Below are 15,638 nucleotides of genomic sequence, written 5' to 3'. Positions count from 1 at the left end.
GGAGCGAGCTTGCTCGCGAAGTCTCTGATCCGCCGGGTTCGCGAGCAAGCTAGCTCCTGCAGCCTGGTGCTGCTCTGTGCGTTGATGGTCGTGCCGGCCGCCCATGCCGAACGGCTCAAGGACATCGCCACCATCCAGGGCGTGCGCAATAACCAGCTGATCGGCTACGGCCTGGTCGTCGGCCTCAATGGCACCGGTGACCAGACCACCCAGACGCCGTTCACCCTGCAGACCTTCAACAACATGCTGGCGCAGTTCGGCATCAAGGTACCGGCCGGTTCGGGCAACGTGCAGTTGAAGAACGTCGCGGCGGTATCCATCCATGCCGACCTGCCGCCTTTCTCCAAACCGGGCCAGGCCATCGACGTCACCGTCTCTTCCATCGGCAACGCCAAGAGCCTGCGCGGCGGCAGCCTGCTGATGACCCAGCTCAAGGGTATCGACGGTCAGACCTACGCCATCGCCCAGGGCAACCTGGTGGTCGGCGGCTTCGATGCCGAAGGCCGTGACGGCTCCAAGATCACTGTCAACGTGCCGTCGGCCGGTCGCATTCCTGCCGGTGCCACGGTCGAGCGTGCGGTGCCGAGCGGCTTCGACCAGGGCAATACCCTGACGCTGAACCTCAATCGCCCGGACTTCACCACCGCCAAGCACATCGTCGACCGCATCAATGAACTGCTCGGCCCGGGTGTCGCCCAGGCCGTGGACGGCGGCTCGGTGCGCGTCAGCGCGCCGCTGGACCCGAACCAGCGCGTGGACTACATGTCCGTGCTGGAGAACCTCGACGTGCAGGCCGGCGAAGCCGTGGCCAAGGTCATCATCAACTCGCGCACCGGCACCATCGTGATCGGTCAGAACGTGCGCGTGTCGCCGGCCGCCGTGACCCATGGCAGCCTGACCGTGACCATCACCGAAGACCCCATCGTCAGCCAGCCCGGCCCGTTCTCCAACGGCCAGACCGCCGTGGTGCCGCGCTCGAACGTGAGCGCCAACCAGGAAGCCAAGCCGATGTTCAAGTTCGGCCCCGGCACCACGCTGGATGAAATCGTACGCGCCGTTAACCAGGTGGGCGCCGCGCCCGGCGACCTGATGGCGATCCTCGAAGCCCTGAAACAGGCCGGCGCGTTGCAAGCCGACCTGATCGTGATCTGAGGACGCCGCCGTGGACGCCCGACTGCTTTCTGCTGGTACCTCGACCACCGACTCCGGTTCCTACTCCGACCTCAATCGCCTGTCGGCGATGAAGACCGGCGCGAACCGCGACAGCGCCGGGAACATCCGCAAGGTCGCCCAGGAATTCGAGTCGCTGTTCATGAACGAAATGCTGAAGTCCATGCGTTCGGCCAACGAGGTGTTCGCCAAGGACAACCCGATGAACAGCGAAGCGGCCAAGCAGTACCAGGACATGTACGACCATCAGCTGTCCGTGTCCCTGGCCACCCAGGGGCATGGCATCGGCCTGGCCGACGTGCTGGTCAAGCAGATGGAAAAGATGCAGGGCGTCCGCCACACCGGCAACAATCCCTTTGCCCAGGCTGGCGTACAGTCCGCCACTGACGGTACCCAGAGTGCAGCGGCCACCGCCGCGGCGTCCGACCGGCAGAAGACCCCGAGCGTGTTTGCCGCCAACGGCAAGGCCTTGCCGCAACCTGACGCTGGCCGTGACGATCGCCAGGCGCTGAATGCTCGTCGCCTCGCGCTGCCGGGCAAGCTCGCCCAGCGTATCGCTGCGGGCATCGTGCCGGGTGCCGACGGCTCCGTGGCTTCCACCGCCAACCAGCCGGCGCAGCTGGCCAGCAACGACTGGCGTGGCAATCAGGCCTATACGAAGCAGATCGACACCAGCGTGCCGGTGGCCGATGTCGATACCTCGGCGATCTCCACCAGGCCGGGCAAGTCGATGTTCGCCTCGGCCGACGACTTCATCAGCACCATGCTGCCCATGGCCGAGCGCGCGGCCAAGCGCATCGGTGTCGACCCGCGTTACCTGGTGGCCCAGGCCGCGCTGGAAACCGGCTGGGGCAAGAAGATGATTGCCCAGCGCGACGGCAGCAGCAGCCACAACCTGTTCGGCATCAAGACCGGCTCGAGCTGGAAGGGCGACTCCGCCCGCGCCACCACTACCGAATTCGAGAAAGGCAAGGAAGTGAAGGAGGTGGCGTCGTTCCGCGCCTACAACTCCTTCGAACAGAGCTTCCAGGATTACGTCAGCTTCCTGCAGAACAACGACCGTTATCAGGATGCACTGGATTCCGCTGCGCGCCCGGACCAGTTCATGAAGGAGCTGCAGCGCGCCGGCTATGCCACTGACCCGCAGTACGCGCGCAAGGTGAACCAGATCGCCAAGCAGATGCAGGTCTACCAGACCGTTGCGATGGCCGACACCCCGACTCGCACACTGTGAAGCCCTGTACAAAGGACTGCGCTAAGGAAAGACCATGAGCCTCTTATCCATCGGACTGTCCGGCCTCAACGCCTCGCAAGCGGCGCTGAGCACCACCGGCAACAACATCACCAACGTCAACACGGCCGGCTATACCCGCCAGACGACGTCGCAGGTGACCTCCGCCGAGCAGTTCGCGGGGCGGTATTACGTCGGCACCGGTACCACGGTGCAGGACGTCCGCCGGATGTACAGCGAGTTCCTGGCCAACCAGCTGCGCGGTGCCACCTCGGTGGACAGCGATGCGCAGACCTACCTGTCCCAGGTCAACCAGATCGATTCGCTGCTGTCCGACAGCACCACCGGTCTGTCCAAGGTCATGCAGAACTTCTTCGCCTCGCTGCAGACCGCCGCGGCGACGCCGACAGACGCCGCCTCGCGCCAGCTGGTGCTGACCCAGGCCGCGAACCTGGCGCAGCGCTTCAACTCGATTTCCACCCAGCTGGGCACCCAGAACAGCTACGTCAACACCCAGATGGACAGCCTGGCCGGGCAGGTCACCGACCTGGCCAAGACCATCGCCCAGTACAACCAGGCGATCATCGCCGCCGAAGCGGGCGGCGCCAGCGCCAACGACCTGCAGGACAAACGCGACCAGGCGGTGCTGCAGCTGTCGGACATGATTGGCGTCAGCGTGGTCAAGCAGGGCAGCAGCCTCAACCTCTACCTGGGCTCCGGCCAGCCTCTGGTGGTGGGAGCCAATTCCTCTACCTTGACCGCAGGCCCGAGCGCCAACAACCCGTCGCAGTTCAGCCTGAGCCTGAGCTCCGGCAGCTCGACCATGGACGTCACCTCGGTGGTCACCGGCGGACAGATGGGCGGTTTGCTGCGCTACCGCAGCGACGTGCTCGACACGACCCAGAACGAACTCGGGCGCATGGCCATCGTCCTCGCCGATACCTTCAACAGCCAGCTCGCCCAGGGCCTGGACCTGAACGGCAATTTCGGCGCGCAGCTGTTCAAGGACATCAACGACGCCAGCGTCATCGGCAACCGCAGCCTGGCCAACACCCATAACACCGGTACCGGCAACCTCAACGTCAACATCACCGACAGCAGCGCGCTGACCACCAGTGACTATGAGGTGACCTTCACCTCTGCCACCGGCTACACCATCAAGCGCTCCTCCGACGGCACGGTGCTGGGCAGCGGTGATCTGACCGATAATCCGCCCAAGGAATTCGACGGCTTCAGCATCAGCCAGCAGAGTGTCGGCACCGTGCAGGCCGGCGACCGCTTCACGGTGATCCCGACCCGGACCGCCGCTTCGGACATCTCGGTCACCATGACCGACTCCAATCGCCTGGCCTTCGCCTCGGCGGTAACCGCCAGCACCACCACCGGCAACATCGGCAGCGGCACCATCAGCGGCACCAGCCTGACCTCCCAGCTGGACTCGACCAACAGCGCGGCGATGTCGGCGGCGATCAAGGCTGGCCTGCCGGTCAAGCTGGTATTCGACGCGGCCAGCGGTGGCACCCAGGGCTATACCATCTACGACTCGGCGGGCAACTCGCTGGGTACCGGCAACATCGTGCCGGGGCAGAGCAATGACCTCAGCATCACCGTGCCGGGAACGCCGTCGTTCACCTTCGAGACCACCATCGCCGGTTATCCGGGGGAGGGCGACAGCTTCTCCGTGGCCTTCAACAGCGACGGCGACGCCGACAACACCAACGCGCAGAAGCTCATCGACCTGCAGACCAGCAAGACCGTCGGCAGCGGCACGGGCAGCGGTAGCGGCATGAGCCTGACCGGCGCCTACAGCAGCCTGACCGAGACCGTTGGCGCCACGGCCAACCAGGCCAAGCTCGACGCCACCGCCACTGAAGCGGTGCTGACCAATGCGCAGGGCACCCGTGACTCGCTGTCGGCAGTGAACCTCGACGAAGAGGCGGCCAACCTGGTGAAGTTCCAGCAGTACTACACGGCCTCCGCGCAGATCATCAAGACCGCGCAGACGCTCTTCGACACCCTGATCAACAACATCTGAGGAGGCTGAAATGGTTGTGCGAATTTCCACCCCGCAGATCTTCAATTCGAATATCGACAACTACAACCGCGGCTATGCCAGCCTGGCCAAGCTGCAGGAGCAGATCTCCAGCGGCACGCGTATCCAGACTCCGGCGGACGACCCCGTCGGCGCCGCACGTCTGCTACAACTGGAACAGCAGCAGGCGCTGCTGACCCAATACAGCGGCAACATGACCAGTGCCACCAACAGCCTGAACCAGGAACAGAGTGTTCTCGACTCCATCACCACCGCCCTGCAGCGCGCCCGCGAACTGACGCTGCGCGCCGGCGACGGTTCGATGACCGACGAGGACCGCGGCGCCATCGCCGACGAACTGGGCGAGATCCAGAACCAGCTGCTGACCCTGATGAACAGCAAGGACGCCAGCGGCAACTACCTGTTCTCCGGCAGCAAGAGCACCGTGCAGCCCTTCGTGCAGAACGCCGACGGCAGCTTCAGCTACCAGGGCGACCAGAGCACCCTCAAGCTGCAGATCTCCGATAACCTGACCATGTCGACCAACGACAACGGTTGGAGCATCTTCGAGATGGCCGCCAACGCCAGCCGTACCGTCAGCTCGGTGACCAGCAACCCGAGCACCGATGGTACCCAACGCGTGTTCCTGTCCCAGGGCACGGTGACCAGCGACAGCAACTACAACGCCAGCTTCCGCGACGGTGCGCCGTACACCCTCAACGTGCTCAGCGGCACGCAGTACCAGATCCTCGACAAGGACGGTAACGACGTCACCAGCGAGGCCACCACCAACGGTACCTACGACGCCACGTCCACCGACAGCAATGCCATCAGCTTCCGCGGCGCACAGTTCCAGCTCGACGTTTCGCTGCCGTCCAGCGACGACGCCAGCAATATGGACAGCCTGGTCAATGGCTACAGCTTCAGCTTCGGTACCGCACCGGACACCCTGTCGATCAAGCGCAGTGCCACCAATACTTCCACCGCGCAGATCACCTCGGCCACCGTGAGCAACAACACGGCCTACACCACGCAGTTCCCCAGCAGTGGCGTGCAGCTCAAGTTCACCAGTGCCACCGCCTTCGAGGTTTATGCGCTGCCCACCAGCCAGGGGGCCACGCCGCTTTCCACCGGCACTCTGGGCGCAACCTTCCCACAGACCGTCACCGTGGCCGGCGTCGACATGAGCATCAGTGCAGCGCCGGCTGCCGGCGATCAGTTCAGCGTCACCGCCAGCTCGCCCGAACGGCAGAATATCCTCAACACAATCGGCGACCTGCGCGACGCGCTCAATACGTCCACGGCAGGCGATCCGCAGGCGCAGTTGAACATCCGTAACATGGTGGCGACGGCGATCACCAACCTGGACAAGGCGAGCGACCAGGTGCTCGCCACCCAGTCCTCGATTGGCGCGCGGCTCAACACCATCGATGTGCTGAACCAGGAAAATCAGAGCCTGGCCCTGACCAACACCACCACGCAGTCATCGATCCGTGACACCGACATGGCCGCCGCGACATCGCAGCTGGTGCTGCAGCAGACCATGTTGGAGGCGGCCCAGGCCGCGTTCGCGCGGATCAGCCAGCTGAGCCTGTTCAATAAACTCTAATTCGGTATCGGGAGAGAAGTAGCATGGCAACCCTCGAAGAACTAGCGGCGTTCTGGAACGCTGAAGGCCTCAGGCATGTCATTCCAGATGTTGGCGGCGAGTTTCCAGAGGGCTTCGATGTCCGGTTGATGCTCAGTCAGATGATCGATGCCACTGATGGTGTGCTCGAAGTCGGGTGTGGATATGGCCGTCTGTGCAAAGCATTCCCTGCACAGAGCTATTTGGGAGTGGATGTCAACGTTTCGGCGGTCAGCACGGCGCGTGAAAACCATCCCGGCTATCGCTTCGAATGTATCGAGCCCGGAGCGGAATTGCCGAAGGCGGGGACCGCCTTGATCTACACCGTGGCTTGCCATATTCCCGACGAGGAACTGGGACGCTTCCTGGCGCCGATCTGTGCAGCAGTGGACCGAGTGGTGATTGGGGAGGTGATGGATGAGCGCTGGCGACGAGATGGCAATCCGCCGATCTTCAATCGTGATCCAGAGGCCTATGTGGGGGCCATGTTGCGTCAGGGCTTCGAACTGGAGCGATACGGCAAGGCCGTGTATGCCCGTTATGACACTCCGGCCTTCAATGTCGGGCGCGATGTGCGCCTGACTGTTCACGTATACCGCCGCAAGGGATGACCCCGTGAGGGGCTCCCCGACGGTCGGGATCAGGCCCCTTTGTTCGGCGCCAGCAGGTAGTTAGTGCTGAGCGTATACTCGAATGCTCGTGCTACCTGATAGCCGTTTTCCACGCTCCAGGAAACGAGTCTGTCCTTGTTGTCATTAGTGGCGCGCACCAGGATCAGTGGGCGGTTCCTCTCTATCAGATCCCTGGCGCCACGAAGGATGCCGATCTCCAGGCCGGGGCGATCGATTCGCAGCAGGTGGCAGCCAGTCTCGGGGTGCAGGCTGTCCAGCGCAGAACCTTGCGCCTGGCTGTAATCCTTCAGATCCATGCGGCCAAACAGGCTTTCCGCTTTATCCGGATTGTTCGGACCCGCGCCGACAATGATCTGGTGAGCTCGATAGCGTTCCGGGTCAAGCTCGTTCAGGCGCAGGTTGTACTCCAGGTATTGAGCCAGTTCCGGGTTCACCTCATAGCTATCGAGTGAGGCTGCATTGGCGGCGAGCGCAAGGAACAGCGAATGGCTACCCAGGTGAGCGCCCACGTCGATCAGTTGGGCATCCTGTGGTAGCCGGCGGAGCACCTCGATCAGCTCCTCCCCGTCATGCAGACGCTCGCCAGCCAGTAGGGTCTGGATCGGGTCCAGCGTATTGCTCAGGCGCAGAGAGAGACTGCCTTCTCTGAGAGGGATCGACGCAACCACATCGTTGTTCCGGCAAAAGTCTGCGAACACTTGATTGATCGCCTCACGCCAGTCGTTGCCGCTGGCTGCACGTGGGCCGGTCGAATGCTGCCCGCGGATGTTGAGGAACAGGGGGGTATCGATCTTGACGCAGCGCTGGTCTTTCCAGAGGCGCAGGTAGTAGTCGAAGTCTTCGCCGGTATCGAGTTCCGTATTGAAGGCATTCGCTTCAGCCACGCCCTGGCGAACGAAGTGACCCATCTGCAGGGTCAGGTAGGGATCGTTCAGCAGCACCTGCTCCAGGCTATCGATCGGACTGATCTGGTTCTCGCGCCGCGATACCTGGCCCGCCTTCAGATCGGCGACGAAAATGGCTCCCCAAATGGCGTCATGGGTCGGCAGCAGACTGGCGACATCAACAAAGGCGCTGGGGCACATCACATCGTCGGCGTCGAGGAAGAACAGCCAGTCGATACCGCGATTCCCGGCTTCCTTGACCGCCAGGTTGCGAACATGCGAGCGGCCGAGTAGCCCTTGGCTGTCATCCATCTCCAGTACCTGGATTTCGTTGAAGGCACCTTGGCCATGGGCGACCGCTCGGGCGACCGAGTCCTTCGCGCGGCTCACGATGTCCTGATGGCCTGGGCCTACGGGGATGATCACACAACACTTCATGTTTTTGTCCTGCAGTCAGATCAGAGATGGCCGTTGTCGCGCATCGCGGTGACGGCCTTGTCCAGAACGTTGCCCCACCTGCCGATCTCCAGGTTGCGCACGAGATGGACCGATGGGTACCAATAGCTCTGGCTGTCATTCAGAGCCCAACGCCAGTTGGGGTTAAGTTGAAGCAGTACATAGGTCGGGATGCCCAAGGCGCCGGCCAGATGTACAGTCGTGTTGTCGATGCTCAGCACTGTGTCCAGTGCAGCCAGCTGATTGGCCTGAGCGTCCATGCTGGTCAGCGGATCCACGCTTGGATCGTGGTGGATATTGAGGCCCAGGATCTGTGCCTCGTAGCGTTCCAGCAGAGTGTCGCCATACTGCAGGTTGATGAACTGCACGCCCGGCAGACTGGATAGACGGGCCAGTTCGGACATCGTGATGCGGCGGCTCTGCATGTCGTTGGACACGTTGGTGCCGCCACGCCAGGAGAGGCCGATTAGGCGTTTGCCAGGGAAAAGCTTGCTGTACTCTTCACGCTTGGCTTGAGCACCGGCCTGATCGGCCTTCAGATAGCCTGACGGGCTCGCGAAGGAAGGCAGGTCCGGGCGAAGCCAGCGGCCCAGGCTGCCCATCGGGATATGGAAGTCGCAGCGCGGCCAGTTCTGCCGATACAGCATCTGCACCCCGTCGTTCACCGTGCCGGACTGCTCGCGGCGGATGAACTCGACCTGCGGGAAACTGCGATTGAGGATGGGGTCGAGTCTTGCGTAGCTCTCGAAACAGATCCTGCCACCCAGCGCCAGAAGGCTGGGCAGCATGCTGGCGAACATGATGTGGTCCCCGATGCCTTGCTCAGCCCACACCAGTAGCGACTTACCTTGCAGCGGCTCGCCTTGCCACTGGGGAATGTTGAATACCTGCTGCTGGTTCTGCTGGCTGGCGGGCCAGCGCCACTCGTAATGTGGCCAGCCTGCCTCGAACTCCTTCAGGCGCAGCATCAGCAGGCCGAGATTATTGTGGGTGCCCACGTGCTGAGGATCCTTGTCCAGGACGACCTGGTAGTGCCGGAAGGCGTCTTCATATCGCGCTACCTGCTCCAGCGCTGTGGCCATGTTGAAGTGCAGGCGTACGTCGTCCGGTGAAGCTTCCAGGCCTAGCTGGCAGCAGGCAATGCAGTCATGGTAACGGCCAGTGTCGAAGTAGAGCTTGGACAGCGCGCAGAGAATCCAGGTTTGCTGGCTGGCATCGAGTTTGCCTTGCAGAGTCTCCAGCAGTAGCTTCTCGGCTTCCTCATTCTGCTGTGCGGATTGCAGCGCATTGATGTACAGCTTGAAGCGCCAGAGGTTCGGCCGCTGCTGGTACCAGGTGCGCGCCTGCGCAAGCTGATCGCTGAACTCGGTTGCCTCAGCCATGCGATCGAAAATTTCAGCGTCCACCTTGTCATCGCCTGGCATCGAGAGTGCCTTTTCTATATGGGCGCGGGCGGCCTGCGGTTGTTTCAGGCGCAAGTGGAGGTGGCCGAGCTTGGCATGAATCAGAGCTACCTGAGGCGTGATGGCTGCCAGGCGTTCGTACAATTGCACCTGGCCAAGCATGTCATCGGCAAGTTCTGCTTGCTGGAGGGCATGGGCGATGCGTTGTATTTCAGCTCGATCGTTTAGTTCAGACATGAGCGGTTCCATGTGGCGGCAGTTTGGCGCTTTGCGTGGGTACAGCAAGATTGGGGCCAGCAGGAAGAAAAGGTGTTCCTGAAAAATCTTCGAAAAAAAATTAAAGCCCTTCCGACTTGGGACGATAACCCTAACGAAGGTTCTCCACGCCATTTCGAAACAAATCGCGGCAGGGAGGCCACTCAGCCCTAATACGAGGAATTCGTCATGGCTCTTACCGTCAACACCAACATCGCCTCGCTGTCGGTTCAAAAGAACCTGACCAAGGCCGCCAACAACCTGAATACTTCGATGACCCGTCTGTCCACCGGCCTGCGTATCAACAGCGCCAAGGACGACGCCGCCGGCTCGCAGATCTCCAACCGTCTGACCAGCCAGGTCAACGGCCTGAACGTGGCCGTCAAGAACGCCCAGGATGCCAACTCCATCGCCCAGGCCGCCGAAGGCGCCCTGCAGGAGTCCACTAACATCCTGCAGCGTATGCGTGAACTGTCCCTGCAGTCCGCCAACGGCTCCAACAGCAGCGAAGACCAGACTTCCCTGAACCAGGAATTCAAGTCGCTGACCGCTGAACTGACCCGTATCTCCAAGACCACCACCTTCGGTGGCGGCACCTCCGGTATCAAACTGCTCGACGGCAGCGCCGGCACCAACGGCACCCTGACCTTCCAGGTCGGCGCCAACGCCAACGAAACCGTCAGCTTCACCCTGAGCGACATGAGCGCCACCGCTCTGAAAGGCTCCTCGCAGCTGGCCTCGGCCAACCTGACCGGTATCACCTTCGACAGCGCTGGCCTGGCTTCCACCGCCGGCACCATCGCCATCAACGGCACTGCCGTGTCCTACGAGAAGGGCGCTACGGTCAACGACATCGTTGGCGCGATCAACACCAACGTCAGCGGCGTCGCTGCGGTCAACAGTGCAGCCAGCGCCGGTGCTACCCCGGTCATCACCCTGACCTCCAGCTCCGACTTCAACGCCGGTGTGGTTGCCAGTGCCGGTCTGGTGAGTGCCGGTGCGGGCTCGGCCGCTACCGCCACCAGCTCTGCGTTCACCGTACAGCAACTGGACATCACCAGTGCCAAAGGCGCCCAGTCGGCCACCCAGGTGATCGACGCCGCCCTGAAGCAGATCGACACTCAGCGTTCCGCGCTGGGTGCCATCCAGAACCGTCTGGACAGCACCATCTCGAACCTGCAGAACGTGTCCGAGAACGCCACCGCTGCACGCAGCACCATCCAGGACGTGGACTTCGCCGCTGAAACCGCGGAGATGACCAAGCAGCAGACCCTGCAACAGGCCGCCACCGCGGTACTGGCCCAGGCCAACCAGTTGCCCTCCGCTGTCCTGAAGCTGCTCCAGTAAGGGACGCCGAAAGGCAATAAACGGAAGGAAGGGCGCCCAGCGCCCTTCCTTGCTTTGCGTGTGGAGGGTAATACCTGATGGATACCAGCCTCGGAATCAACAGCCCGCGCCCGGCCGACAATGCCGCCGCAGGCAGCAAGCCGGCCAGCGGCAACAGCTTGCCGCAAAGCGCCAAGGAATCGTCGGCCAGCAACAAGACGCGCAGTCTGAACGAAGCCGTCAGCAAGTTGCGTGAGCAGGCCCAGTCGGTACAGCGCAACCTCGAGTTCTCGGTGGACGACGCCAGCGGCGAAACCGTCGTGAAGGTCGTGGCCTCCGATACTGGCGAGGTCATACGGCAGATTCCTTCGGAAGTTGCGCTCAAGTTGGCAGAAAGCCTGAAGGAAGCGGGTAATCTGCTGTTCAGTGAACGCGCCTGATCTCGGTTGAGAGTCAGAGAGTTAGAGAGCTCTGGCGCGATTCTTGAATGAAGCGTCACAAGACGCAGGCGGCAATCAGAATACCGCCAGAAATTTGGACAGGAGGGTAGGCAAATGGCCGGGACTTCAATCAATGGCGTAGGGTCGGGATACGACATCGACTCCATCGTGACTGCTTTGGTGAATGCGCAAAAAGCGCCGAAATCGAACCAGATCGCCACCCAGAAGACCGCGACCAATACCACGCTGTCCGGTATCGGCTCGCTGCAGAGTGCCCTGGATACGTTCCAGACGGCCATGGGCAAGCTCAACGACGCCAACTCCTTCGCCGGCCTGGCGGTGAAGTCGTCGAACACTGATGCGCTGACCGCCACCCTGGGCACCGGCGCTGCTGCCGGTACCTATGCCATCGATGTGGAAAGCCTGGCCACCAGCTCCAAGGTCGCTACCCAGTACATCGACAAGTCGGCCACCTTCGGCGCCGGCAAGCTGACCATCACTCAGGGCAGCAGCACCTACAATGTCACCGTCAAGGCGGGGGCGAGCCTGTCCGACATCCGCGACAGCATCAACACCCAGCTCAAGGACCAGGGCCTCACCGCCAACATCATCACTGATGCCAGCGGCCCGCGTCTGGTCTTGGGTTCCAGTGTCACCGGTGCAGGCAGCGATATCAGCGTATCCACCAGCGGCGATTCGAGCCTCGATGTGCTCAAGATCGACGGCGCCGGCACCAAGGCCTCGGCCACCGCCGGCGGCTATGTCAGTGCTCCCGCAGCGAATGCCAAGTACACCATCGACGGCCTGGAAATGAGCAGTTCGGTGAACAAGATCTCCAGTGCCATCAGCGGCGTGGAGCTCAACCTGGTGGCCACGGGCAAGTCGACCGTCACTGTGGACACCAACACCGACGGCCTGAAGACTTCCATCCAGTCCTTCGTCTCGGCGTACAACGCGTTGATCACCAGCGTTAACTCGCTGACCAAGGTCACCAATACCACCGACTCCAGCGGTAACCCGACCACCACGGCCGCCTCGCTGGCCAGTGACTCGATGACTCGCAACCTGCTCAACACCTTGCGCACCCAACTGGTCGGGTCGTCGGCTGATGGTGGCAGCATCAAGCTGCTGTCCCAACTGGGTATCTCTACCAAGACTGACGGTACCCTGGAAGTCGATGACACCAAGCTCGACAAGGCGCTGGAGAAAAACTTTGCTTCGGTGCAGGGGTTCTTCACCGGTGACGGCGGCCTGCTCAATCGTATGAGCAGCAGCATGGACGTCTACACCAAGTCCAATGGCCTGCTCGATCAGCGGAAGGCCGCACTGAACGACACCCTGAGCGACCTGGCCGACCAGTCCACCAAGCTGGATAACCGCATGACCAAGCTGACCGAGACGCTCATGGCCAAGTACACCGCCATGGACACCCTGGTCGCCCAGCTCAATGCCACCAAGTCCAGCGTGCTGACCACGCTGAACGCATTGAACAAGACCAGCAGCTCCGACAGCTGATCCCTGAGCCGCGCGCTGCGCCGCTCTGCGGCGCCGTTGCACGGCAGTACGCCCGTGCAGATTTTTGCCTAAAGCTTTTCCCATCCTCGCCGATACTTTGAATATCAACGATTTGATCGTTCAGCGAATCAAGGGGAAAGAGATGAACGCTTCGGCAGCGCTGCGCCAATACCAGAACGTGAACAACCAGTCGCAAGTGCACGACGCGTCTCCCCATCGCCTGATCCAGATGCTGATGGAGGGCGGCCTCAGCCGCATCGCTCAGGCCCGCGGCTCCATGGAGCGCGAGCAGTTCGCCCAGAAGGGCATGCTGATCGGCAAGGCCACCGGGATTATCGCCGGTCTGCGCGAAGCGCTGAATTTCGAAGCCGGTGGTGAGCTGGCCGAAAACTATGCCAACCTGTACGACTACATGAGCCGTCGCCTGGGCGACGCCAACCGCAGCAACGACCTGGAAGTCCTCGACGAGGTGTCGGGCCTGCTGCGTACCATCAAGGAAGGCTGGGACGCGATTCCGCATTGATCGCAGCTCGCCAGGAGATACCGAACATGACGCTCGCCGTCCAGCAGATCGAACAGACCCGCCTTGCTCTTGGTGCGGCGCTGGCCCAGGGCGACTGGGAAGCCGTCGCACAGCTTGACCTCCAGTGTCGCGAGCACGTCGATGCCGCGATGGTCGAGCCGATGGACGATGACAGCGACCTCAAGCGCAGCCTCGAGGGTCTGCTGGTGCTGTACCGCGATCTGGTTCAGGCGGTCACCCGGCAGCGCGAGGAAGTGGCCACCGAGATCGTCCGCGTCAACCGTTCGCACCAGGGCGCCAAGGTTTACCAGATGTTCGGCTGATCCATCCGGATTGGCTCTCTTTCGGCGGTGATCGGCAAAGTGCCGGTGGCCGCCGCCTCCGCTTCGAACTACGCTCCATTTCAATTGCCATGACAGGGATCAACACCCTTCGTCGGGCCGCACCAAAAAAAACACGCCATAAATTTGACTCGAGCCACAATTTTGACTTAACTAGTGGCCAAATGCTGGCTAGCACGAGGAAATTGTGCTGTGGCCAGGTCGTGTCAGCCGCCGTAGTACGGCCTTCAAGCCCGGGATGACAAGCTAAGATGTGGCGCGAAACGAAAATCCTCGTGATCGATGACAACCAGGACCGTTGCCGGGACCTCTCGGTGATCATCAGCTTCCTGGGTGAAGACCAACTGTCCTGCAGCAGCCGTGACTGGCGCCAGATCGTCGACCCGCTGCCCAACGGCAGCCGCGACGTGCTCTGCGTGCTGGTCGGCGCGGTGGAGAGCAAGGGCGGGGCGCTGGAGCTGCTCAAGCAGCTCGCGGCCTGGGACGAGTACCTACCGGTGCTGCTGATGGGCGAGCCGGTGCCCAACGAGTGGCCTGAGGAACTGCGCCGCCGCGTGCTGGCCAGCCTCGAGATGCCGCCCAGTTACAACAAGCTGCTCGATTCCCTGCACCGCGCCCAGGTCTACCGCGAGATGTACGACCAGGCCCGCGAGCGTGGCCGCCAGCGCGAGCCGAACCTGTTCCGCAGTCTGGTGGGCACCAGCCGCGCCATCCAGAACGTGCGGCAGATGATGCAGCAGGTCGCCGACACCGACGCCAGCGTGCTGATCCTCGGCGAATCCGGCACCGGCAAGGAAGTGGTCGCACGTAACCTGCACTACCATTCCAAGCGCCGCGACGCGCCCTTCGTGCCGGTCAACTGCGGCGCGATTCCGGCGGAGCTTCTGGAAAGCGAATTGTTCGGCCATGAGAAGGGTGCCTTCACCGGTGCCATCACCACTCGCGCTGGCCGCTTCGAACTGGCCAACGGCGGCACCCTGTTCCTCGACGAAATCGGCGACATGCCGCTGCCGATGCAGGTCAAGCTGCTGCGTGTGTTGCAGGAACGCACCTTCGAGCGCGTGGGCAGCAACAAGACGCAGAACGTGGACGTGCGCATCATCGCTGCGACCCACAAGAACCTCGAGAAAATGATCGAGGACGGCAGCTTCCGCGAAGACCTGTACTACCGCCTCAACGTCTTCCCCATCGAGATGGCCCCGCTGCGTGAGCGCGTCGAGGACATCCCGCTGCTGATGAACGAGCTCATCTCGCGCATGGAGCACGAGAAGCGTGGTTCGATCCGCTTCAACTCCGCCGCCATCATGTCGCTCTGCCGCCACGACTGGCCGGGCAACGTGCGGGAGCTGGCGAACCTCGTCGAGCGCCTGGCGATCATGCATCCCTATGGCGTGATCGGCGTGGGCGAGCTGCCGAAGAAATTCCGTCATGTCGACGACGAGGACGAGCAGCTGGCGACCAGCCTGCGCGAGGAGCTGGAGGAGCGCGCGGCGATCACTGCCGGCCTGCCGGGCCTCGACTCGCCGGCGATGCTGCCGGCCGAGGGCATCGACCTGAAGGACTACCTCGCCAACCTCGAGCAGGGCCTGATCCAGCAGGCGCTGGACGACGCCAGTGGCGTGGTCGCCCGTGCCGCCGAACGCCTGCGCATCCGCCGCACCACCCTGGTGGAGAAAATGCGCAAGTACGGCATGAGTCGTCGCGAAGAGGAAATGGCGGAGGATTGACGCCTTCGACTTGCTCGTTTTTTCAAGCCATTGAAATATAACGAGTAAATTTTAGGCACGGGGTTTGCTAAGACTC

13 protein-coding genes are annotated in these 15,638 nt (G+C 62.3%); 11 read left to right on the top strand and 2 right to left on the bottom strand.

The genetic code is table 11. From position 1 onward, the window contains the following. Positions 1-84 precede the first annotated feature (84 nt). From ACKI1H_RS25965 to ACKI1H_RS25945, 5 genes are read left to right on the top strand one after another with little or no spacing between them, the layout of a single operon-like run. Entirely contained in the window at positions 85-1,152 is a 1,068-nt protein-coding gene (locus ACKI1H_RS25965; protein WP_246084817.1) for a flagellar basal body P-ring protein FlgI, read from the top strand. 10 nt (positions 1,153-1,162) lie between these two features. After that, a complete protein-coding gene (flgJ, locus tag ACKI1H_RS25960; RefSeq protein WP_280055802.1) occupies positions 1,163-2,404 on the top strand; it encodes a flagellar assembly peptidoglycan hydrolase FlgJ in 1,242 nt (413 codons plus the stop codon). 34 nt (positions 2,405-2,438) lie between these two features. Continuing rightward, positions 2,439-4,436, top strand: a complete 1,998-nt coding sequence (gene flgK, locus ACKI1H_RS25955; RefSeq protein ID WP_138520507.1) for a flagellar hook-associated protein FlgK — start codon at positions 2,439-2,441, stop codon at positions 4,434-4,436. 10 nt (positions 4,437-4,446) lie between these two features. Then, positions 4,447-6,042, top strand: coding sequence for a flagellar hook-associated protein 3 (locus ACKI1H_RS25950; protein WP_440466767.1), 1,596 nt, complete (start codon positions 4,447-4,449; stop codon positions 6,040-6,042). Between the two features lie 23 nt (positions 6,043-6,065). Further along, positions 6,066-6,671, top strand: coding sequence for a class I SAM-dependent methyltransferase (locus tag ACKI1H_RS25945; RefSeq protein WP_138520508.1), 606 nt, complete (start codon positions 6,066-6,068; stop codon positions 6,669-6,671). Between the two features lie 29 nt (positions 6,672-6,700). Here ACKI1H_RS25945 and ACKI1H_RS25940 read toward each other — a convergent pair whose 3' ends face one another. Both ACKI1H_RS25940 and ACKI1H_RS25935 read right to left on the bottom strand, forming a co-directional pair. Then, entirely contained in the window at positions 6,701-8,002 is a 1,302-nt protein-coding gene (locus ACKI1H_RS25940) for an FkbM family methyltransferase (protein WP_171049437.1), read from the bottom strand. A 32-nt stretch (positions 8,003-8,034) separates the two neighbouring features. Further along, the gene (locus tag ACKI1H_RS25935; RefSeq protein ID WP_440466766.1) at positions 8,035-9,672 is read right to left on the bottom strand and encodes a hypothetical protein; all 1,638 of its coding nucleotides are present in this window, start codon (positions 9,670-9,672) and stop codon (positions 8,035-8,037) included. 207 nt (positions 9,673-9,879) lie between these two features. Between ACKI1H_RS25935 and ACKI1H_RS25930 the strand changes: the two genes are divergently transcribed. From ACKI1H_RS25930 to ACKI1H_RS25905, 6 genes are all read left to right on the top strand, one after another. Beyond that, on the top strand, positions 9,880-11,037 hold the full coding sequence (locus ACKI1H_RS25930) for a flagellin N-terminal helical domain-containing protein (RefSeq protein WP_138520511.1): 1,158 nt from the start codon (positions 9,880-9,882) through the stop codon (positions 11,035-11,037). A 77-nt stretch (positions 11,038-11,114) separates the two neighbouring features. Next, a complete protein-coding gene (locus tag ACKI1H_RS25925; RefSeq protein WP_138520512.1) occupies positions 11,115-11,456 on the top strand; it encodes a flagellar protein FlaG in 342 nt (113 codons plus the stop codon). Positions 11,457-11,570: 114 nt separating this feature from the next. Then, entirely contained in the window at positions 11,571-12,971 is a 1,401-nt protein-coding gene (gene fliD / locus ACKI1H_RS25920; protein ID WP_138520513.1) for a flagellar filament capping protein FliD, read from the top strand. A 142-nt stretch (positions 12,972-13,113) separates the two neighbouring features. Continuing rightward, positions 13,114-13,494, top strand: coding sequence for a flagellar export chaperone FliS (gene fliS / locus ACKI1H_RS25915; protein WP_138520514.1), 381 nt, complete (start codon positions 13,114-13,116; stop codon positions 13,492-13,494). Positions 13,495-13,520: 26 nt separating this feature from the next. Continuing rightward, complete coding sequence (gene fliT / locus ACKI1H_RS25910; protein ID WP_138520515.1) at positions 13,521-13,817, top strand: flagellar protein FliT; 297 nt, start codon at positions 13,521-13,523, stop codon at positions 13,815-13,817. Positions 13,818-14,086: 269 nt separating this feature from the next. Next, complete coding sequence (locus ACKI1H_RS25905; RefSeq protein WP_138520516.1) at positions 14,087-15,562, top strand: sigma-54 dependent transcriptional regulator; 1,476 nt, start codon at positions 14,087-14,089, stop codon at positions 15,560-15,562. Positions 15,563-15,638 lie beyond the last annotated feature (76 nt).

Origin of the sequence: Pseudomonas sp. YH-1 (assembly GCF_051990045.1) — a bacterium.
GTDB classification, from domain to species: Bacteria; Pseudomonadota; Gammaproteobacteria; order Pseudomonadales; family Pseudomonadaceae; genus Pseudomonas; species Pseudomonas nicosulfuronedens.
This window is presented reverse-complemented; position numbering and strand designations above follow the sequence as displayed.